This window comes from Nostoc piscinale CENA21, assembly GCF_001298445.1.
Classification (GTDB): domain Bacteria; phylum Cyanobacteriota; class Cyanobacteriia; order Cyanobacteriales; family Nostocaceae; genus Nostoc_B; species Nostoc_B piscinale_A.
Window position 1 is genome coordinate 1605743 of the sequence record NZ_CP012036.1, and the last position, 19945, is coordinate 1625687.

Consider the following 19945-nt stretch of genomic DNA (forward strand, 5'->3'; position numbering starts at 1 on the left):
TTTTTACTGCGGGTTATATTTATTTTACTTTTTGATTAATCTCAATTTCCATTTCAACAATCACGAAAATTCCTCGCCTAAATCAGTTAGCTTTTTCTTCGCCAACTCCCGCACCTGCTCATCTGGGTCATTGGCGGCGCGATCTCGTAACAATGGTAATGTCTGGGGATAGTGGGGATATTGTTCGGTAATGGCTTCTAGTGCGACTTGGCGGGGATTATCTTGAAAACTATATTCCCGTGTAAAGGGGTCGTTAACAGCGCAGGTGTAAAATAATTCAAATAAATCAAGTTGGTCTTGAAAACCCCTGGCTAACTCCTGTACAGCCACTTGTCTCACATTCGATGATTTATCAACAATGGCGCGTTTCTTCAAAATCACCAGCGTCTCAGGGTCATTTTTGAATCTTCTAGCTAATTCTTGCAAAGCAGCTTGGCGGACATCTGCATATTTATCAGCTGTCGCGTGTTTTTTTTAAAATTGGCAGAATATCGGGGTCATTAGTGAAATTCTTGGCGAGTTTTTGCAATGCTGTGCGGCGGACATATTCATTCTCATCGGTGGTGGCGCTTTGTTTGAGAATGAGTAAGGTATCAGGATGATTTGTGAACCCTCTAGCTAATTCTTGCACAGCCGCACGCCGCACATCAGAATATTGATCTGCGATCGCTCTTTGTTGCAAAATCAACAGAGTTTCGGCATCATCTTTAAATCCCCGTGCTAATTCCTGCACAGCTGCACGTCGCACATACTGGTCATTATCCGCCGTAGTACGCTGTTTTAGCCAGGGTAAAATTTCTGGTTCATCTTTAAACCCCCGCGCCAATTCCTCAACGGCTGTTTGACGCACACCAGAATATTGATCAGCTATGGCGCATTGTTGGAGGATAGAGAAAGTATCAGCATCATCTTTGAAACTTCTGGCTAATTCTTGCACAGCCGCTTGGCGGACATATTCATTCTCATCATTGATGGCGCGTTGTTTGAGTATCGAGAGAGTATCAGCATCATCTTTGAAACTCCTGGCTAATTCTTGCACCGCCGCTTGGCGCACAGTCCAGTCATCATCTGTAGTGCATTGTTTTAACCAAGGTAGAGTTGCTAAATCATCTTTAAAACCCCGTGCTAATTCTTGCACAGCTACTTGGCGCACTGTTCCAGAATTATCGGCTGTGACACGCTGTTTTAGCCAGTGTAAGATATCGGGTTTGTCTTTAAAACCCCTGGCTAATTCCTGCACAGCCGCTTGACGCACATATTCATTCTCATCACTGGTGGCGCGTGTTTGCAGCAGGGGGAGGATTTCTAAATCATCTTTGAAATTCCGTGCGAGTTCTTGCAGTGCTACTTGTCTGACTGTCCAATCATTATCTGCGATCGCCCGTTGTTTTAACCATACCAAAGTATCAACATGATCTCGAAAACTTCTCGCTAATTCTTGCACAGAAGTCCGGCGCACATCTTCATGTTCATCAGCATTAGCCAGTTGTTTTAACCAAACTAAAGTATCAGCATCATCTTTCCAAGTTGTCGCCACAGATGTCACTGCTTTAGTCCGAATTTCCTGCACTAATTTTGTTTCTTCTTCATCTCGATAAGGTTGATAATAATAACCAAGGTCATATTTCGTTAAATCTTTCAGCCGATTTAATAATTTATTCGCCGTTGTTGTGACTAACAAGCGATTCCTTACCTCAGCAAGACACTTAGCAGCTAAAAACAAATTAATAAATTTTTCGCCTTCACCATCTTGCGCCATTAAATATTCCAGAATTTCGCAAACAAACCTCGGCTCAATCATCCCAGTAATTAGGCGCAGAACTTCATGCCAAGTTTCATAACGCCAATGTTTACCAAATACTTCAATATTTAATTCTTTAATCGACAGTGTTTGTGTTTCCTTAAACTGCCAGACAAACTCCCAGGCACAAAAATATTCTAAAAAAGTCCGATGGACAAAAGCATAATAATCTGCACCTAAAAAACACAACATAAAATTGCGGGTTCGCAGTTGATTAATCATCACCCGCGCAACTTTAGTTGGATTTTCAAATTCGATATTTTTTAAATAGCGAATCAAAATTTTTTCTAAATCATGCACACTAATTAAATTGCCAGTTAAACCTTTAGCACTAGTTTGCATGTGATAAGCAACTTGACGCAACATCGCCTGCTTATCTTTATAGTCAATCGTTTTCGGATCTAAGCGTGAATCTTCTACTAACGCGCGTTCCACATCCCACTGATGCAGCAATACTCGTGATGCTTGTTCATAAAGTGTCGCGCGATCGCGGGGCAATTCTTGGTTACGATTGAGAATTGCCATCATCGTTAGTAACAGTGGATTTCCCGCCAATTCTGCAATCGATTTTGAAGTATCAATTGCTCTTTGTAACCGTTCCCGTTTCCGTAACTTATCTTCTTCATCATGAAAAGTCAATTCATGCCAGCGATAGATAAAATCTTGAATTTGTTCTAATTCCAAATCTTGCAACATGAAATGGCGAAATTCCGCATCTCTTAACCTTTGTGGTTTATAGCCAATTACCCGCGAAGTTACAATTACTCGTACATTGGGATATACATTAGTGAAACGATGAATATCTGTAATCACATCTTCACGTTTTCCCAACTCAAAAACTTCATCTAAGCCATCAAACATCACCAAAGCATTTCCCGCTTTTAAATGTTCGTGGAGTTGATTTTGATTCAGATGATGAACTATACCACTACATTTATGAAAAAAATCTAAGAAATTACTACACTCATTATTTTCTCGTCTTCTAATGTAAGTGCGTAACTCAATTAATAAAGGAATCGGTTGAAAAACAATATTATTTAGTGGGGTTTCCGCCCAATTCAAAGCTAAAAATTGCAATAATGTCGATTTACCCGAACCTGGATCACCTAAAATAACTATATATTTATAAACAGGATTATTAATAATATCTAATACCGAAACAATTGGTTGTTCAAAATAAACTCGGCGGTAGCCTTCTAACTCTTCTAGTAAAATTTCTGCTTCTATTTGATTGCTATCTCGCTGCTTTTTGAGATGTTCTTTAGGTAATTCATGTACTTGGGGTAAAACTTGATGCACTTCCCGGACATTCTGAGCAATAAACATCCGCCATAACTTCAATTCATTATAAGCATACCCAGTGGTATCTAAACTATCTAATTTCAGATTCCCATAACGCTCATATAATCCTTCTTGATACATTTGCAAATCAAAATCTGTCGGAATCCCAGCTAGAGTTCTTAGATCATTACTTATTTCGTCCAAATTTTGGCTATCTAAAAGAGAGCGTAACTTATCTGACTCACGAATAATCGCCTTAACTTTTTTGATATATCTTTTAGTGAGTCTTTCCCATTCAAACTCCTGGGGTAAACTCGGTAAATTCATTTCATACCAAGTACGAAAAAGTACTTGAGCATCTAAAGAATAACATTCTGTTTGAAAAGGATAACCGAGAATCTCCCTAATAAATTGGTTATTAATAAACTCTTTTAAGGTTTTAGTATATTGTTGCAGTGCGAGTTCTTCTATATCTGCATCTTCTAATTCCTGCTGGATTAATTCTAAAAATTCCTTTAAGGCTTTGCCAGCAGTAATTTCTATTTCTTCTTTTTTCAATTGCTGTAAAATGTTCTTAGGGATACATTTTAATAGATCTTTAGCCCAGTCCTTTACTACATCTTTGGCTAAGTCCTCAAAAATCGGTTTAAAAGCAAATCCGACAGCTTGAGTTACGCCCCAAACAGCCAACCAATCTATTATCATAATCGCATTTACCCAGGTTTAAACTTACAAGATATGCAACCGTTTCAGGATTTAACTAAGGCAGGTAAAAGGTTATGAACATTTTTCTCTAAAAAGTGCTTTATATTTAATTGTAACTAATTAATTTTTGGTTGGAGAATGTACAAAAAATTTAGTGATGATATTTTGTTCAGGGTAATATATAACTTTTGATACCCTGTATAGATTAGATTTTTAATTATTGGTAATAACCGTAAATGAATCAATTTATATGAGCAGATAATAAGTATATATAGGACTCATATTTGATTTTTGAAATACAAGTTAGGCTATGTTAGCGACAGCGTAACACATCTATCGCCAAGCTTTGGGTGCGTTACGGCTTACCCCTAACACACGCCACTAACTAGGAGTTATAACTTTATCCGGATTAGTTAGCATCTACAGAGAACAGTTTATTGGTAGATGCACCTTGATCTTCAACTCCCCTGGCTGTTTAAAATAGCTAGGGGTTTTTTTTGATAATTTTATCCGGTTAGAGCCAGTCATCCATAGAACAATTAATTGGTAGATGCACCCTGATAACTAACTCCCCCTAGCTGGCTTTCGCCAACTGGGGGATTTTTTTTACTTAATTTCAGAATCAGAAAAATTTTATCCGGTTAGAGCCAGCCGTCAATAGAACAATTAATTGGTAGATGCACCCTGATAACTAACTCCCCTAGCTGGCTTTCACCAACTGGGGGATTTTTTTGCATAATTTCAGAATCAGAAAAATTTTATCCGGTTAGAGCCAGCCATCAATAGAACAATTAATTGGTAGATGCACCCTGATAACTAATTCCCCCAGAGGCTGCCACCACTGGGGGATTTTTTTATTGATTGCAAACATCATTGCTGCGAGTGTGATTTCCAAGCTACAGAGATAAAAACGCAGTTGATTTGTGATAACACTCCTCAGTCATTTACTAAGAACAAATAACAGTAAATATTCAAATTCTCACAAATCAAACAGACTTATCTTTGCCAACCTACTAAACCCACTATTTCTAATGCTTCCGCCACTTGTGGGTGCAATGTGCAGTACCAAACATCCTCAAAACTCCACTCAACCAAAATGGCAGTCGGAAATGGCGAACCATCAGCGTGAGTCGGCAACACACAATTTAAATATTTTGCCAGCAAATAGCCAAGCCTAGCATATTGCAGATTCACAGCCCCGTAATGGTCATAACTAGCTGCTTTTGCTAATTCATCAGTTGTCGTAGTCCGGTTAGGAAAATGATAATGAGCCACTAACATCGCGCGGTGTCCAGGTGTGAGGCTGGCTTCAATAGCAGTAAAAGCTTCCGCATATTCTTCGGCCGAAGGGAGAAATTTATCAATGTGAGAGTCGGGAGTATCAATTACCTCTTCCATATCATCCAACGCTGCCGCAATGAGTTCACTGCAAAAGGCGCTTTTTGTGTATCCCATCAATTGCGCCAGTTTTTCTAAGCGGGAGTGGTCTGTAGGTAAGAGTGTTACAGAAAATCTCACTGACTCTTCCTGGCATTGCAACATCTTGTGTGCTAATCTTTGAACCTTAGTCATAATGGCAAAATGCACCAAAAATAATTCATCATTTTTAACACCAGTATTTACGGTGGTCAAATTCTGGTAAAGCAAAGTGCTGAGTACTGCGTGTCATCAAGGGTTTTAGGAAGGGTGTAATACCAATTCGCAATTCGCAATTCGCAATTAAAAAACTTAGATACAGCAAAGCTTTTAGGGTTTACATCTGTATCAAGTTTTTCGTGAAATGGTGTAAAGACATTCAAAAACCCCGATTTTGTGAAAAAACCGGGGTTAACTTAATTGGCACAAGCTGAGATGAAAACTACTGAAATCTTCCTTGTTTTCAGGATGACTTAATGCTTCACTGCTAATTTCAGGATTTGGGCAATAACTCCTAAGCTGTCTTCTAATAAATTCTCACGTCCCCAGCGTTGTACTTGCTGACTCAGCAGTACTTCGGCTTTTTGTTCTGAAAGTGAGCTAACTTGTTGGAATAAACCAGAAGTTTGAGCGCCGCCGTGGGTTTCCATCCGCATACAACCGCCGGTTTCTGTACAAATTAAGGTGCTACAGTCGGCTTTGGGATTGGTGGAACTGAGGCGTAAAGCAATTAAGTCTCCAGGAATTTCGCCTACATCAGCAACGGGAACTCCAGCTATTTCGGCTTCTATTTGTTTTTGGTCTTGAGCTACAAAGCGAATCCGCAGAATATCATAGTCATCGGTTTGTTTTTCGCAGGAAATGGGCATCCATTCTAGGCGACTAGCCAGCCAACCCAAAAACAACAGTGCTTGGGCAGAGTTGCCTTTTTCATAATCCAGCATGACGCGGTCAATATCTTTTAATGCTGCACGGCGGTGTGGTGGGTCGTAGGCTTCTGCGGTCAACTCTTGCCATGCTGAGATCCGCCGCCAATTCAGGTCAGCTAAAGGTACATTGGTTTCGACCAATTCTTGTAAGCTGAGTAAATCATGTTCTGGCTCGTTAAAGTTGCAAGAATCAACGATGACGTTGTTGCAAACTGCGGCTAGTCGCTTAAATAAGGTGTTGTTGGGGTCGGGAGTAGCTTTCCACCACAAAAACTTCGGCAAACCACCGATGAGTAATGCGGGAATCATCCCACCAATTCTTTCTAAAGCCGAGGTGGTACCGGAGAGGGTGATGTATTCGCAACAAACCAAAGTGCTGGAAGATTGCTTTTGAATTGGGCAGTAAGCCGAAACTTGGGCTTTTACACCTTCATCTTCGCCGGCGATCGGGCAGAGGGCAATAATGCGGCAAGGATTACGCAAAGCAATTTCATCAGCAATTCTGGGGCTGGTGACACTGAAGTTATAGGAACCGTTACCATTTTCTGTAACGACTCCATTACCTTGACGTTTGCTGTATTCTTCCCGCAGTTTGGCTAAAGTTTCTGGTGTAGCAGTGCCGGTTTCGGGCAGTTCATATTTTTGTTGCGCTAACCGCAGGGCGATGTCAGTTTGTGGCCCTAAAATTCCATCGATGGGGCCGTTATAAAATCCCAAAGATGCCAAGAGATATTGGGTTTCTTCTGGTTCGTAAACCACTAAGGTAAAAGTTGTGGCACGGGTAGCAGCAGGTAAGCCGCCATCTTCACCAGTAATGCCATAACTTTGCCAAATTTGATTTAGTTCCGCTTCGATTTCGTTCAGCGAAATGTCTTTGGGGGCTTGGAGTGAAAAAATGGTAGGAGCTTGGGTCATAGTAATTTTGGATTTTGGATTTTGGATTTTGTCATTTGTCATTTGTTCTTACTAAGGACTAATGACCAATAACTAATGACCAGTTTTTACAGTCTGCGCCAGCGACGGCCGTCTTGGTTAATCAACAATTCGGCTTCTGCGGGTTCCCAGGTACCTGCTTCGTACTGAGGAATGGTGGCTGGGTCTGAGGGCGCATCCCAAACGGAAAGGGCAGGAGTAACTATTTGCCAAGCTGCTTCCACTTCATCAGCCCTGGTGAATAATGTTTGGTCGCCCATCATACAATCTAAGAAGAGGCGATCGTAGGCATCTGAAGTACCGGAAATCCCGAAGGAACCATAGCTAAAGTCCATATCTACCGAACGGGTGCGGAATTCTGCCCCTGGCATTTTCACATCAAAACGCAAGGAAATGCCTTCGTTGGGTTGAATCCGCATTGCCAGTACGTTGGCGTTTCTTTGTTGGGCGGCGGACTGGAACATCCGTGAAGGCACTTCACGGAAATGGATGGAAATTTCGCTGACTTTTTTCGGCATTCGTTTGCCAGTCCGTAGGTAGAAGGGTACGCCTTGCCAACGCCAGTTATCCACCATAAACTTCATAGCTACATAAGTGGGTGTACCTGATTTTGGATCAACTCCTGGTTCTTCGTGATACCCAGGTACTGGCTGTCCTTTCATCCAACCGGCGCTGTATTGACCGCGAATGGCAGAACAGGAGAGGTTGTGGATATCGGCTAGACGGGTAGCTTGGAGTACTTTAACTTTTTCTGTCCGAATACTGTTAGCATCCATTGAGTTGGGTGCTTCCATTGCTGTTAAGCAATAAAGTTGCATTAAGTGGTTTTGCAACATATCGCGGAGTGCGCCGGCTTTTTCATAGTAACCAGCCCGGTCTTCTACACCTACGGTTTCCGCAACAGTGATTTGTACGTGGTCAACAAATTGACGGTTCCACAATGGTTCAAAAATCGCGTTGGCGAAGCGGAAGACTAGCAGGTTTTGAACGGTTTCTTTACCTAAGTAATGGTCGATGCGGTAGACTTGATTTTCTTTACAATACTTCTGGACAACAACGTTGAGGCTTTGGGCAGAAGCCAAGTCTCGACCAAAGGGTTTTTCAATTACTAGGCGGTGTTTCTCTGGATTGTCCAGCATTCCACCTTCCCCTAGTTGCTTGATGGCTTCGGGGAAGAAGTTGGGAGCGACGGAGAGGTAGAACATCCGATTCCCGCGTGTGCCGCGTTTCTCGTCTAATTCGTTTAATAGGGTTTTGAGTTTTTGGTAACTTTCTGGGTTATCTATATCACCAGGACAATAGAACAAACCCTGAGAGAAGTCTTGCCAAAGTTCTTCTAGTTCAACACCACCGTGTGCTTCTTCCATGCCTTTACGCATTTGTTCACGGAAATATTCATGAGTCCATTCCCGACGGGCCACACCAACAATAGTGATTTCTGGTGGCACCCGCCGTTCCCGCCGTAATTTGTATAATGCTGGAACTAGTTTGCGCCAGGTAAGGTCACCAGAAGCGCCAAAGATAACTATAATTTGGGGTTCGGGCATCCCTTGCTGTTGTAGGCCAACGCGCAAGGGATTTTCTAGCAGACTGACCATAACAATTTTTCGATCTTGGAGTTGAGATTTGGATGGGTAGAAATTAAGAGTAAAAAGGTAAAAGACTATATTTGTTTTTACTTTTGCCCTTCGGGTTCGGCAGTGAGGGAGTCGGCAAAGCCGCCCAACGCACTGCCTCACCTTTTTACTTTTTACTTCTTAGACCCTACACAGGTGACAATAGCTTGACTTTGTTTTCTAAAGAGTTCATCAAGGACTGGAAAGGTTGAACGAATTTATCAATACCTTCAATTAACAGTTCATCCATTACGGTATTGATATCGATGTTGATGTCTGGATCTTTCAAGCTTTCGATGAGATGATATGCTTCTTCAACTTTGGTTTCCACGCGATCGCCTACATCGCAGTGGTCAGCACAAGCTGCTATTGTCGAGGGTGGTAAGGTGTTAACAGTATCGCGGCCAATTAACTCATCAACATACATTACGTCGCTGTAGTGCGGGTCTTTGGTGCTGGTACTAGCCCAAAGTAACCGTTGTACTTTTGCTCCTTTGGCTGCAAGGGCTTGCCAGCGATCGCTTTCAATAATTTTTTTGTATTCTTGATAAGCTATCTTGGCGTTCGCGATCGCTACTTTGCCTTTTACGGCACTGAGTTTGGCTTCTAGGTTAATATCATCAACGCCACGCTGCAATTTTGCATCGATTTTTGCGTCAATGTTACTATCAATGCGACTGAGGAAAAAGCTGGCGACAGAAGCAATTTTGCTAATGTCTTTACCCTCAGCTACACGTTTTTCTAAGCCTCGAATATATGCCCAAGCTGTATTGATATAGCTTTGTACAGAAAATAACAAAGTAATATTGACGTTGATCCCGTCGGCGATTACCTGTTCTACGGCTGGTAAACCTGATTCTGTACCGGGAATTTTAATCATGATATTTTCCCGGCCAATTTCTTGAAAATAACGGCGGGCTTCGTTGATGGTGGCTTGAGTATCATGAGCAATAGTTGGTGGTACTTCGATACTCACATAACCATCAAGTCCATTCGAGGCTTCATATACAGGTCGCAGAATATCAGCAGCGTTACGGATATCTGCAAAAACTAAAGATTCGTAAATTTTGTAGGTGGGTAATTGAGCGCGAACACCTGCTTCTATGTCCGCATCATACATAGCATTATTGGCGATCGCTTTTTCAAAAATCGCTGGGTTTGAGGTAATCCCGGAGATTCCTTGATTTTCTACCAGATTTTTCAATTCCCCTGATTGAATTATGTCCCGCGTCAAATTATCCATCCAGATACTTTGACCGTATTGTTGAATCTCCTGTAGATGATTGGTGGCCATAGCTATCGTTCCCTCCATTTAATGATGTCTCCAAGTGAACTTGGCAATCCATCCTGTGATGGTGACTTTTGCATTTTGGCTTTGCCAATCACTTATCGCATCGACCAGCTGAAATAATCCCTACTTCTGCTTTTAGTAGCGATATTTTCTCTTCCTCATCCCAAGCAGACACTAGTAAACCACGACAAAAATAACTTCACAGTAAGAAACAGTTAAAAGTATCAAGTGCTGAGTGCTAAGTAATATACTTCTGCCTCCTGACTCCTGCCTCCTGCCTTCTTCACTCTAGTGACCGTTTTGAATAAAAGACTCGACTTTTGCTACCGACTCTTTGCTACCAATAATTAGAGGTGTGCGTTGGTGTAGCTTCTTCGGCACTACGTCTAGAATGTCTACTAATCCCGTAGTTGCACGACCACCTGCTTGCTCAATCAAAAAAGCCAGAGGTGCCGATTCATACAGTAAGCGTAATTTGCCTTCTGGCTTTTGAATTGTACCTGGGTAGAGAAATACACCGCCTTGAACTAAGATCCGATGAATATCACTCACCATCGCCCCGCTATAACGAGCAGAGTAACCCTCTGTACGATGTACATAGCGGACATATTCTCGAATCGACTCTTCCCACTGCCAGAAATTTCCTTCGTTAACACTGTAAACCGAGCCGTTGTTAGGAATCCGAATATTTTCTTCGGTGAGAATAAACTCTCCCAAGCTGGGATCGAGAGTAAAAGAATGCACCCCTTTACCTATACTATAAACCAGCATAGTGCTTGGCCCATATAGTATGTAGCCGGCAGCAATTTGCTTGCGGCCATTAGTCAGTAAATCGCTGGCTGAACCATCAGCGTCGGTTCCTTCTTGCTGACGAATCGCAAAAATTGACCCTAAACTCAGATTGGTATCGGTGTTAGAAGAACCATCTATAGGGTCATACAACAAGGTATAACGACCTATAGGACAGTTTTCTGGGATATAATAGGGGTCATCCATTTCCTCGGAAGCTAGGCGACAAACTAAGCCACTTTGCTTAAACACCGAGATAAATACATCATTGGCATAAACATCCATCTTTTTCACAGATTCACCTTGGACATTCACATCCCCGGTAAATCCGAGAACACCTTCCATTAAGCCTGCACGGCTGAGGTGACGAGCAATTAATTTACCAGCAAGAGCGATGCGATTCATCAGCGCACTCAAATCCTGGGCATCAGGCGAAAAACTTTGAAGTTGCTGAAGAACATGACGAGATAAGGTCGTACAATCACGATCTAAGCTTTTATCTGTATGATCGTTGACTGGCAACTCTAGAGATTCTGGCACTTTAGCCATTTTTGCATTCTCCCTAGTGACTGGTTAATAGTTGGGTGGTAAAGTCATGCGTAGCAACTCGTAGCTGCTGCTTCTATCTTAGAAAGGTAATTTGATAACCTTGACTTGGCTTTAGACAAACTAAAGAAATGGCTCAATTTTTTTTGAAATGTCTCAAGGTAGAGAAGTCTCGTTGGCAGTTGAAGTGCTTGCCCTGACGAAGACTAAACAAAGTAAATTTACTTAAAGCGGCTCAGTCCTCTTAAACTACGTTACACCAAGTTTTCTCTAGCTACTAACGTTGGCAATATCACTCCCAGACTTACCTGAACCGTAAAAAACCGACTGCTGCTGAGATTTTGTTTTTAGCTCACAACAGTCGGGTTAAGTTTTGTTAGACGGTTAAATAATTACAACAATTTGTAACTAAGTCAGCAGTATTCACAACTTAAATCTAAATATTTAGATTTTCTGACTTTTAGGTTTTCACTTTTGCAATTGCTGTAGGTCAAAATTCTTGCATTACTGCAAATCGATTTGCTACTATTACTTACTGCCTAGTTTTAGATTTCTTGTTTTTTCGCCCAACCACCTCGTCGTCCATCATCTCTTCGGTTATCTTCTCGCGGTTTTGCTTTGTTGACTCTGAGTTGCCGACCCATCCATTCGGCACCATCTAACTCAGCGATGGCAGCATCTTCTTGAGCGTCTTCTTCCATTTCAACAAAAGCAAAGCCTCGCATCCGTCCTGTTTCTCGATCAGTAGGCAAGACAACTCTTTTGACCTCGCCATAGTCTGCAAATACTGCTTTTAAATCTGCTTCAGTAGCGCGGTAGGAGAGATTTCCAACGTAAATAGTCATGTGGGATCACGTAATTGTCAACAAACAGCGGTTAGTTCAGCGAGAAAACAGAAATCAACAAACTACAAATTTTGTGTCGTGGCTTATGATTTATTTTCATTGATGGCGAACGTTGTGGCGCAGCAATCATAGTGCTAGCGTGACTTCAACTAAACTGTCCATGCGGCTGAACTTACGCTTACGCTCATAATGATAACTGATTGTGACATTTTTCAAAGTATGGGATATTACAATCCCAAATAACATAAAATAAGCCAAACTTATATTTTTTTAGATAAAAATTTCTTGTGTTAAGATGGACTGATATCTTTTGAGATTTTGCTAGTTTTTCATACTGAATAGAAGTCAGATTTTATACATTTTCTTAATTAATCTTTATATTGCTCTAAAAACCAAAATTTGACCTGCAACTTTCTTATAGCTGCGAGAGTTGGAGTTGCAGGTACAAAATGGTGAATGTAATTGGAAATCAGCAGCAAATTTATTCAATGGAAATTGTTTGCGGCCCTGTGGCTTTGCCATTATTGGCTTCGGTTGTAGACGAGGTGTAGCTAGTTACGCCTCTTTGTTGATCTAGCCAGCTTTTCACAGGATCATCCTTCAAGTTTAGTCGTAATACGCCAGAGACAAAGCCACCGAGAAATGAAACTGGGTGTTTGGTGAACTCTTTAAATATTGGTGACAATTCATCAAGAAACATTAAAAATCTCCTGGCACTGCCATAAAAAAATTATTACTTTTTTATCAATCGTAACGTGAGATTCAAAGTCAAAAGTAAAAAAGCAAAAGTCAAAATCAATCTTTTACCTTTTTACTTTTGCCCTTTTACTTACTAGCTCCTAGTTGGGTTGTTGATCTGGGAACATACACTTATCAGAATCGCAACCGCTAGGGCCTGCTTCTGTTAACTCGCCGGAGTCGTAGCGGCTGAGAACAGCACAGAAGTCATCGGTTTTGCGCCGCGCTAGCACTTCTTGAGATAAACGCTCATAGGTTGCTTTGTCTATGGGTTCAAAAGGCAAGCGGGGGAATGATTGTAAATCATCAAATCGTGCTAACAACGCTGCGGAAATATAGCCCTCATCATTTTGGATGGCTTCGTAAATTCGTTGTCCTAATGGTTCAACCTCATCAGCCCGTAGTTCTAGGGTAGCTGATGTGTTGTGAGTGACGTAATGGCGCTGAACTTGCATCACAAAATCAAATTGAGCTAAGACGGGGAATCTAGAAACATCAATTTGATCAGCACCGGGTAAGTCAGCCCAAGGTACAGCGACAGGAATTTCTACCAGCCATTCACTGACGCGGGGATCGAAGGGGTCGTTTAATAAGTTACCTTGTTCGTCCTTGTCTGATTGGGAAGGAATGACATTATAACCGTAGTCAATACAGGCTAAGGCTACGGGGTCATTTTTGCGGAAAGTGATGCGGCGAATAAATCTTTGGGCTTTGGGTGGGTGCCATCCAGAACTTGCGCCAGATAACAGAGATTTAGTACCGCTTGGTTGGACTGTAGTACAACGATTAGGGCGTTTGAGGTGATGGCGATCGCAATAATCCCACACTGCCTTATGTACTACTTCTCTCCAAAAGCTGAGATATTTTTCTTCTTGATGCTTAAATGCTAACCCTTGGGGGGTTGCAGGTCTACCTTCTGCCCACCAGCGCAACCAGTCCACACCAAAAGCATGGACAAAGAAATCAAATAAGCCAGTAAAAGAAACTCCAACAATTGGGTCTAGTTCCCGACTATATTGATAGCGCGATTCTAGGAATTTATGGTTTAAAAGTGTGGCTACAGATAACGCCCCAGCCGTGAAAGCTTCCTCTTGTTCTTTGTAATTAAATGGATCAATTTGATTGAGATGAATCTCAGACAAATTGCAGTGAAAGTTGCTACCAATAATTTCCATTTTGTTAACCCAGAGGCTCTTTATCCTCTAGTTCTACGAGTTCTTTTTTCCTCGTAGATCCGACTATATTTTCTACTAATATTTAGTAGCCGGAGACTCGTGGAGCCGTTGTAAAAAACGGGGGCAAAACCCAGATTATATTCTTTTTAAACTACGTGAATTTGGATTATTTATAGGTTAAAAAGTTTCACTCTCTAGTCTGTACAGTGTCTAAGGCTTTTTAATTCCTTTGATTACCTCGGTATTCCCAATCGCAGGGTTCACCGATTTTCCCCGGTGTTTAACGTGAGGCAAAATTACTTACCACACGGGTTTAATCCAAAACGAGCTAAACGATGTTCTAATTCATCAGCATTAATATAGGGATATTTTTGTTGTAACCAATCTTTAGCTTTTCCTTGGTCGTAAGCTTGTAAGAACTCTTTTTTCAATGCTTGTGTTGTTAACAAATCGCAGTTAGCTCTAGCAACAGCTTCTCCTGCCCATTGAATTGCACCTTCGCCACTGTAATATTGTTTCTGAACAGCTGCGATCGATTCTTCTAAGGTTGGCTTGCGGTGAAATACTCTTGTATGGTTTGCCATCCGTAAAGCATCACGTTCAGGATCAATTCGCCAATTACCGCTTTCGTCTTGCTGCCACAGGTTATCTTTAGCTGTAGCCCCTAGTTCATCGTCAGCAGTAAACTGACGCATACCAGCTGAACGTCTAATGTTTCCTGCAACAATTGTGACAGCAGCTTCATCAATTAATAGGCAACATTCGACAGAATTTAATTGTCTGCCTAGAGCTTTATTTAAGATGTCAGCACAACGTTGATACAATCCCGGCAATTTTACAGGATTGGCAACACCGCCAAAACCGTTGAGTGTTTCCCCTGCTTGACGGACATCGCTGATATCCACAAATACTTCTACATCACCTGTAAATCTTTCATCTGTGGAAAGTTCCAACAGAGTTTGATAAGATGCAACCCAACCCTCACGGCTATCGCCGACATGAATGGTAACGCTGTTGCCTTCTATATCGGTTTGTGTAAATTCACGACGTAAGTTTTTTGGAGTGCTGCCAATTTCGCCTTGTACTGTAATATTCAGGCGATTGCGGATGGCAGGCAGTTGATTAATATACTGGGGTTCGATGATGGCTCCTGTGCCGCAGCCCATCATGGCGAGATCCATCATCAACCCGAAGGCTTTCCAGTCTTGGAGATTGGTGGAGGTGCAATTGTACCCGCCGGAGAAGTTCTTGGGTTTGTTTATCCAATCTGTACCGCCTACCCACAGCCAGCGGCCGCTAGGTAAAGCTTTGAGTTGGTGTTGGGTTTTTTCTAGGAGGGCGATTTCTTCTGGGTTGAGTTTACCTAATTCGATTAAGCCTTGTATGGTGCGATCGCACACTTCATCCCACGATTCTCTTAATCCTACTCCTGTGCGGCGGCTATAAGTCCTGAAAAATACAGGATTGGCTGCTGGCGCAGTTTCGGGAAACTTAACACCCTGACGTTTTCTTTCAAGCTCTCGAACCATAATCCAGTCTTGTTGGTTTTGAACAGATTACGACTATACGCCAAGTAGGTTGAGGATAAAAGATTGCAAAATTTTCCACTTTGCGCTACGTCTGTAGCTGTACCAATTGCAACGAAACTACACAATGTCCCTTGCTCCTTGGCGAAGTGCGATCGCTCGCGCCCTACATCGCAACCGTAGTCTGATATACTCTCGTTACCTACAACTGGCGACAATCCGGGCAGATCATCGTCCTGCTAATCGGACTGTAGTCTTTCGTGACTTTCTCAACGATACCAATCAGCTAAAATTTATTACTGATACCCGTAGCGATAAAATTGACCAGATAAAATCTCAACCTTGGGCGGAAGCTTGCTGGTATTTTCCCAACACCCGCGAACAGTTTCGCATTGCTGGCAGCTTAACTTTAGTAGATAGTAATGATGCTTCACTGCAATCAGCCAGACTCGCTACTTGGCAAGCACTCAGCGATGCAGCACGGTTACAATTTGCTTGGCCGCATCCTGGTAAACCTAGAGACACAACCCCAGAGGCGTTTACACCACCAGCCCTTGATCCTTTACAACCTGTTGTCAACTTTTGCTTACTATTACTTGATCCCGTGCAGGTTGATCATTTAGAGTTGCGCGGCGAACCACAAAATAGAACTATTTATCAGCTTGATGAAAATCAAGAATGGTATCGAGAGGAAGTAAACCCTTAATTCACATCTTGCACCAAGCCCCGACGAATGGAATTCGCGGCTATAAAAACAAAGTCCGCCTAGCCTGCGGCAACAGCAAAGCTGAACGCGGACTAAACCTCTTTGATTAGTTTCTGGAGAGAATAATCTGGAATTTTCTCCCTTGTCCCCCTCATCCCCAAATATAATCATCAAAACTCCCCACTTCCCGCCGCCCATTTCACCAAAGCTTGAGTGAGACCTTCTAAGGTATATTCTTCAGCCTCCACATCTACTCGGCCAAATAAAGCTTGACAAGTTTTAGAAGTTTGGGGGCCGATGGAAGCAATGCAAACATTCTGTAAATTGATAACAGTATGATTTGCAAATGTGCGCTCGATAATTTGACAGAAAAACTGTACAGTTTTGGAACTAGCAAAGGTAATAATATCGACTTGATGATTTTGTAGGGCTAACTTGGCTGATTCTGGAATACTACTAGGACAGCAAGATTGATAAGCTGCAACTTCGATAACTTCTGCACCTTTAGCTGTTAATTCTTTGACTAAAATTTCTCGCCCACCTGTTTCAACTCTGGGGAATAAAATCTTTTTACCAAATAATACTTCGGGAAAATGTTCTACTAAAGAATCAGCTACAAAGTTAGGGGGAATAAAATCTGGTTTGAGTGCTTGTTGTTTGAGAGATTGGGCGGTTTTTTCACCAACAACGGCAATTTTGACATTAGCTAAAGCGCGAGAATCTTTACCCAATGCTGTTAATCTGGCAAAAAAGTATTCCACACCATTGGTAGAAGTGAGAATTAACCAGTCGAAGTCAGATAAACTAGCGATCGCATGATCCAACTCTTCCCAACTGGAAGGCGGGCCAATTTCTAAAGCCGGCATTTCAATGACTTTAGCACCAACCGCCTGGAGGCGATCGCTAAATTCGCTCGACTGTCCTACAGAACGAGTGACTAAGATAGTTTTTCCAGCGAGGGGGAGGTGGTTGGACATAGTTGTCAGACTGGGAATAACTGCTGTAGTGGAATCCTCAGAATTTATTTTCTCAGATTGTAAGTACTGCCGCAGCCTCACCACTTCCCCAATCACAATTACCACTGGGGAAAGTGATAAACCAGTGATTTTTTCGAGGATATTGTTTAATTGACCAGTCCAAACTTGTTGATTCGGCGTTCCTGCCCAACGGATAATGGCAATAGGAGTGAGACGCGATCGCTTACGCCGCAATAATTGATGTATGATTTCCGGCAAATGTTGTCCACCCATCAAGATTACCAAAGTCTCTAACCTTGACAGCGCCTCCCAGTCCAACGTATCTGGTTCGTGGGCGGTAAACACAGCAAAACACCGACTCATCGCCGCATCTGTTAATGGAATTCCCGCAAATAACGGCGCGGCTAAAGCTGAGGAAATTCCCGGTATAACTTCAAATTCACAACCGGCTGCTTTTAAAGCTTCAATTTCGGAAGTACAACGTCCAAAAATAAACGGGTCGCCAGATTTTAACCTGACAACTTGTTGACCAGCTTGACAGTGCTGCACCAATAATTTGTTAATTTCCCCTTGGGTTGTACTTGGTTTACCACCACGCTTACCCACATCTAACCTTAAACAATGAGCTGGTACACACTCCAACAATTGCTCATCTACCAGAGCATCATAGACCAACACCTCAGCCACAGCCAAGAGATGATAAGCCTTAACTGTCAGGTACGCCACATCTCCCGGCCCTGCACCGACGAGGTAAACTTTGCCTTGTTGTTTAGTCATGATCTGAGATTAATGCGATCGGGCAGAAAAATTTCATCACAGAAGGCAAGATAATTAGCGATGAGTTAGCGATCGTAGAATAATTCATATACAGATAAATTGCTTCGGCAAAGACGAAATCCTTAACCCTCAAGAAATAACCTTACTATTTATAGAAGGTTTTGTTAAGGTATGTCCCTTCTAATTTAGTTTTTTAAGGAAGTGTTGATATGAGTATCCCACTTGTAGAACAGTCCGCAGAAGAAAAATTGATAACTCTCAAAGATGTTTCCTGGGAACAGTTTAAAGGAATTGAAGCCCAGCTATTGGATAACCACAATGTGCGATTGTCTTATTTATCAGGAATGTTAGAAATTATGTCTCCAATTGGTGAAGAACATGAATATGTGAAAAGAACTCTCGGTTATTTATTAGAAGCTTACATGAGAGAGTTGGGTATACGTTTTTTATGGTCGCGGTGGCTACACTTTAGAAGAACCTGGATATGCTTCAGGTACACCAGATGAATCCTATAGCATTGGCACAAAAAAAAGAAGTCCCAGACATAGTTATTGAAGTTATCATCACTAGTGGAACTATTAATAGAAAAGAGTTATATAAGCCTAAAAAAGTACCAGAAGTTTGGTTTTGGAAATCTAACTCTATCAAAATATTCCGCCTGAGCGAACAGGGTGAATATGAGGAAGTAGAAAGAAGTGGCTTTTTTCCTAATTTAGATCCAAATATACTGCTACAGTATATAACCATACCTGACCAGTACGATGCTGTACAGCAATTTATTCAGGATATCCGCAATTAAATAAATGACTTGATGAATTTTCCTAGTTTCATGGGAATACTAAGAAACATCCAAAAATTTCACCTACTGTCAAATGTAATTCTTTGCAGAAATTTGGCACTGGCAAAACACTATAAATGTCTTCAAAAGCTAAAGGTTGTTTTCCCGCAGGATAAGCAGCAATAAATCGCTCATCAGGGTAAATTAACCAACCCATTTGAGTGCCGTGATTGAGAGCGTGTAAGATTTTCTTTGTAACTTTTGTATGGCTTTGTTCTGGGGAAAGAATTTCGATGATCCAGTCGGGGGCGATGGTAAATATATTAGCAATATCACCATTTTCATCAACAGGAAGCCTTGCCCAAGAAAATACAGCAACATCAGGAACTATAAAAATTACGCCAAATGTACAGCGTAATTCAGGAAAAGCCCAACCCATTTTTTTGACTTTTACAACAGCATTAATTTTGGGAAAGAGTTCTCCTTGAATAGTACTATGTTTTCCTTGCGGGATATGTTTTTGAATGACTTGACCATCGATGTACTCTGAGCTTGGTTTAGTTTCTGGTAATGAAAGAAACTCTTCTAAGATCAATGTTTTCTTTGGTGTTTGTACCGTAGAGACTGAATTTAAAAGGATTAATCAATCTCAAGCTGATTTGGCGTTGATTTTGGCTAATAACTGAGCAACCTTTTGGGCTTTTTCTGGTTGACGTTTTTGAAATAACTTTTGGGCTGTTTGCAGATTAGTTTTAGCTGCTTCTGGTTGATTTTGCTGCATTAACACATTAGCCAGGCGTAAATAAGCTTCGGGGTTTTTGGGACTGCGGCGCATGACTTCTTGGAATAATTCTGTGGCTTCGGCAATTCTATCTTGCTGATATAAAACATCTCCTAAAAATAGGCGCACTACATCATTGGTAGAGTTGATAGCAATCACTTTGCGAAACTCTGCTTCTGCACCTGCATAGTCTTTTTGCTGATAAAGATTGATGCCTTTTTGAAAATAGTTGGAGGTGATTAAGGTTTTTACAGCAAAATAAATCAGCAGTAAAATACTAGCAATCACTACCAAAATGGCAAAAATATCAATTACTGGAGGGGTGTCTAGCATTG

Annotated in this window: 13 protein-coding genes and 3 pseudogenes; 3 read left to right on the forward strand and 13 right to left on the reverse strand. The window is 41.6% G+C overall.

Features of this window, described 5'->3' with window-relative positions:
* Window positions 1-60 precede the first annotated feature (60 nt).
* The 10 genes and pseudogenes from ACX27_RS07075 to nrdJ (ACX27_RS07120) form a co-directional block, all read right to left on the reverse strand.
* Window positions 61-3787: pseudogene (locus ACX27_RS07075) on the reverse strand (HEAT repeat domain-containing protein).
* A 996-nt stretch (window positions 3788-4783) separates the two neighbouring features.
* Complete coding sequence (locus ACX27_RS07080) at window positions 4784-5419, reverse strand: hypothetical protein (protein WP_235526539.1); 636 nt, start codon at window positions 5417-5419, stop codon at window positions 4784-4786.
* Between the two features lie 257 nt (window positions 5420-5676).
* Window positions 5677-7047: a glucose-6-phosphate dehydrogenase assembly protein OpcA gene (gene opcA, locus ACX27_RS07085; RefSeq protein WP_062298200.1), complete on the reverse strand. Its 1371-nt coding sequence runs from the start codon at window positions 7045-7047 to the stop codon at window positions 5677-5679.
* Window positions 7048-7133: 86 nt separating this feature from the next.
* On the reverse strand, window positions 7134-8663 hold the full coding sequence (gene zwf, locus ACX27_RS07090; RefSeq protein ID WP_062290200.1) for a glucose-6-phosphate dehydrogenase: 1530 nt from the start codon (window positions 8661-8663) through the stop codon (window positions 7134-7136).
* Window positions 8664-8829: 166 nt separating this feature from the next.
* The gene (gene tal, locus ACX27_RS07095) at window positions 8830-9975 is read right to left on the reverse strand and encodes a transaldolase (RefSeq protein WP_062290202.1); all 1146 of its coding nucleotides are present in this window, start codon (window positions 9973-9975) and stop codon (window positions 8830-8832) included.
* Window positions 9976-10260: 285 nt separating this feature from the next.
* Window positions 10261-11310, reverse strand: coding sequence for a class 1 fructose-bisphosphatase (fbp, locus tag ACX27_RS07100; RefSeq protein WP_062290205.1), 1050 nt, complete (start codon window positions 11308-11310; stop codon window positions 10261-10263).
* 542 nt (window positions 11311-11852) lie between these two features.
* Complete coding sequence (locus tag ACX27_RS07105) at window positions 11853-12152, reverse strand: RNA recognition motif domain-containing protein (protein WP_062290207.1); 300 nt, start codon at window positions 12150-12152, stop codon at window positions 11853-11855.
* 481 nt (window positions 12153-12633) lie between these two features.
* On the reverse strand, window positions 12634-12852 hold the full coding sequence (locus ACX27_RS07110; protein WP_062290210.1) for a ssl0294 family protein: 219 nt from the start codon (window positions 12850-12852) through the stop codon (window positions 12634-12636).
* Window positions 12853-12991: 139 nt separating this feature from the next.
* Window positions 12992-14062: pseudogene (gene nrdJ, locus ACX27_RS07115) on the reverse strand (ribonucleoside-triphosphate reductase, adenosylcobalamin-dependent); the annotation flags it as partial.
* A gap of 302 nt (window positions 14063-14364) precedes the next feature.
* Window positions 14365-15594, reverse strand: a pseudogene (nrdJ, locus tag ACX27_RS07120) (ribonucleoside-triphosphate reductase, adenosylcobalamin-dependent); the annotation flags it as partial.
* A gap of 124 nt (window positions 15595-15718) precedes the next feature.
* Here nrdJ (ACX27_RS07120) and ACX27_RS07125 point away from each other — a divergent pair.
* On the forward strand, window positions 15719-16297 hold the full coding sequence (locus ACX27_RS07125; RefSeq protein WP_062290213.1) for an Npun_F5749 family FMN-dependent PPOX-type flavoprotein: 579 nt from the start codon (window positions 15719-15721) through the stop codon (window positions 16295-16297).
* Between the two features lie 170 nt (window positions 16298-16467).
* Here the strand turns inward: ACX27_RS07125 and cobA are convergent, their stop codons facing one another.
* Complete coding sequence (cobA, locus tag ACX27_RS07130; RefSeq protein WP_062290216.1) at window positions 16468-18051, reverse strand: uroporphyrinogen-III C-methyltransferase; 1584 nt, start codon at window positions 18049-18051, stop codon at window positions 16468-16470.
* A gap of 209 nt (window positions 18052-18260) precedes the next feature.
* Here cobA and ACX27_RS34610 point away from each other — a divergent pair, with 209 nt between their 5' ends.
* Both ACX27_RS34610 and ACX27_RS34615 read left to right on the forward strand, forming a co-directional pair.
* Window positions 18261-18557, forward strand: a complete 297-nt coding sequence (locus ACX27_RS34610; protein ID WP_250635693.1) for a Uma2 family endonuclease — start codon at window positions 18261-18263, stop codon at window positions 18555-18557.
* A complete protein-coding gene (locus ACX27_RS34615; RefSeq protein WP_250635694.1) occupies window positions 18554-18850 on the forward strand; it encodes a Uma2 family endonuclease in 297 nt (98 codons plus the stop codon). Before ACX27_RS34610 ends, ACX27_RS34615 begins: the two co-directional genes overlap by 4 nt.
* Window positions 18851-18878: 28 nt before the next feature.
* Here ACX27_RS34615 and ACX27_RS07140 read toward each other — a convergent pair whose 3' ends face one another.
* Together ACX27_RS07140 and ACX27_RS07145 are read right to left on the reverse strand one after the other, a co-directional pair.
* Window positions 18879-19424 carry a Uma2 family endonuclease gene (locus tag ACX27_RS07140; RefSeq protein WP_235526540.1) on the reverse strand — a complete coding sequence of 182 codons (546 nt, stop codon included), beginning with the start codon at window positions 19422-19424 and terminating at the stop codon, window positions 18879-18881.
* Between the two features lie 54 nt (window positions 19425-19478).
* Window positions 19479-19943 carry a tetratricopeptide repeat protein gene (locus tag ACX27_RS07145; protein ID WP_062290223.1) on the reverse strand — a complete coding sequence of 155 codons (465 nt, stop codon included), beginning with the start codon at window positions 19941-19943 and terminating at the stop codon, window positions 19479-19481.
* Between the last annotated feature and the right edge of the window lie 2 nt (window positions 19944-19945).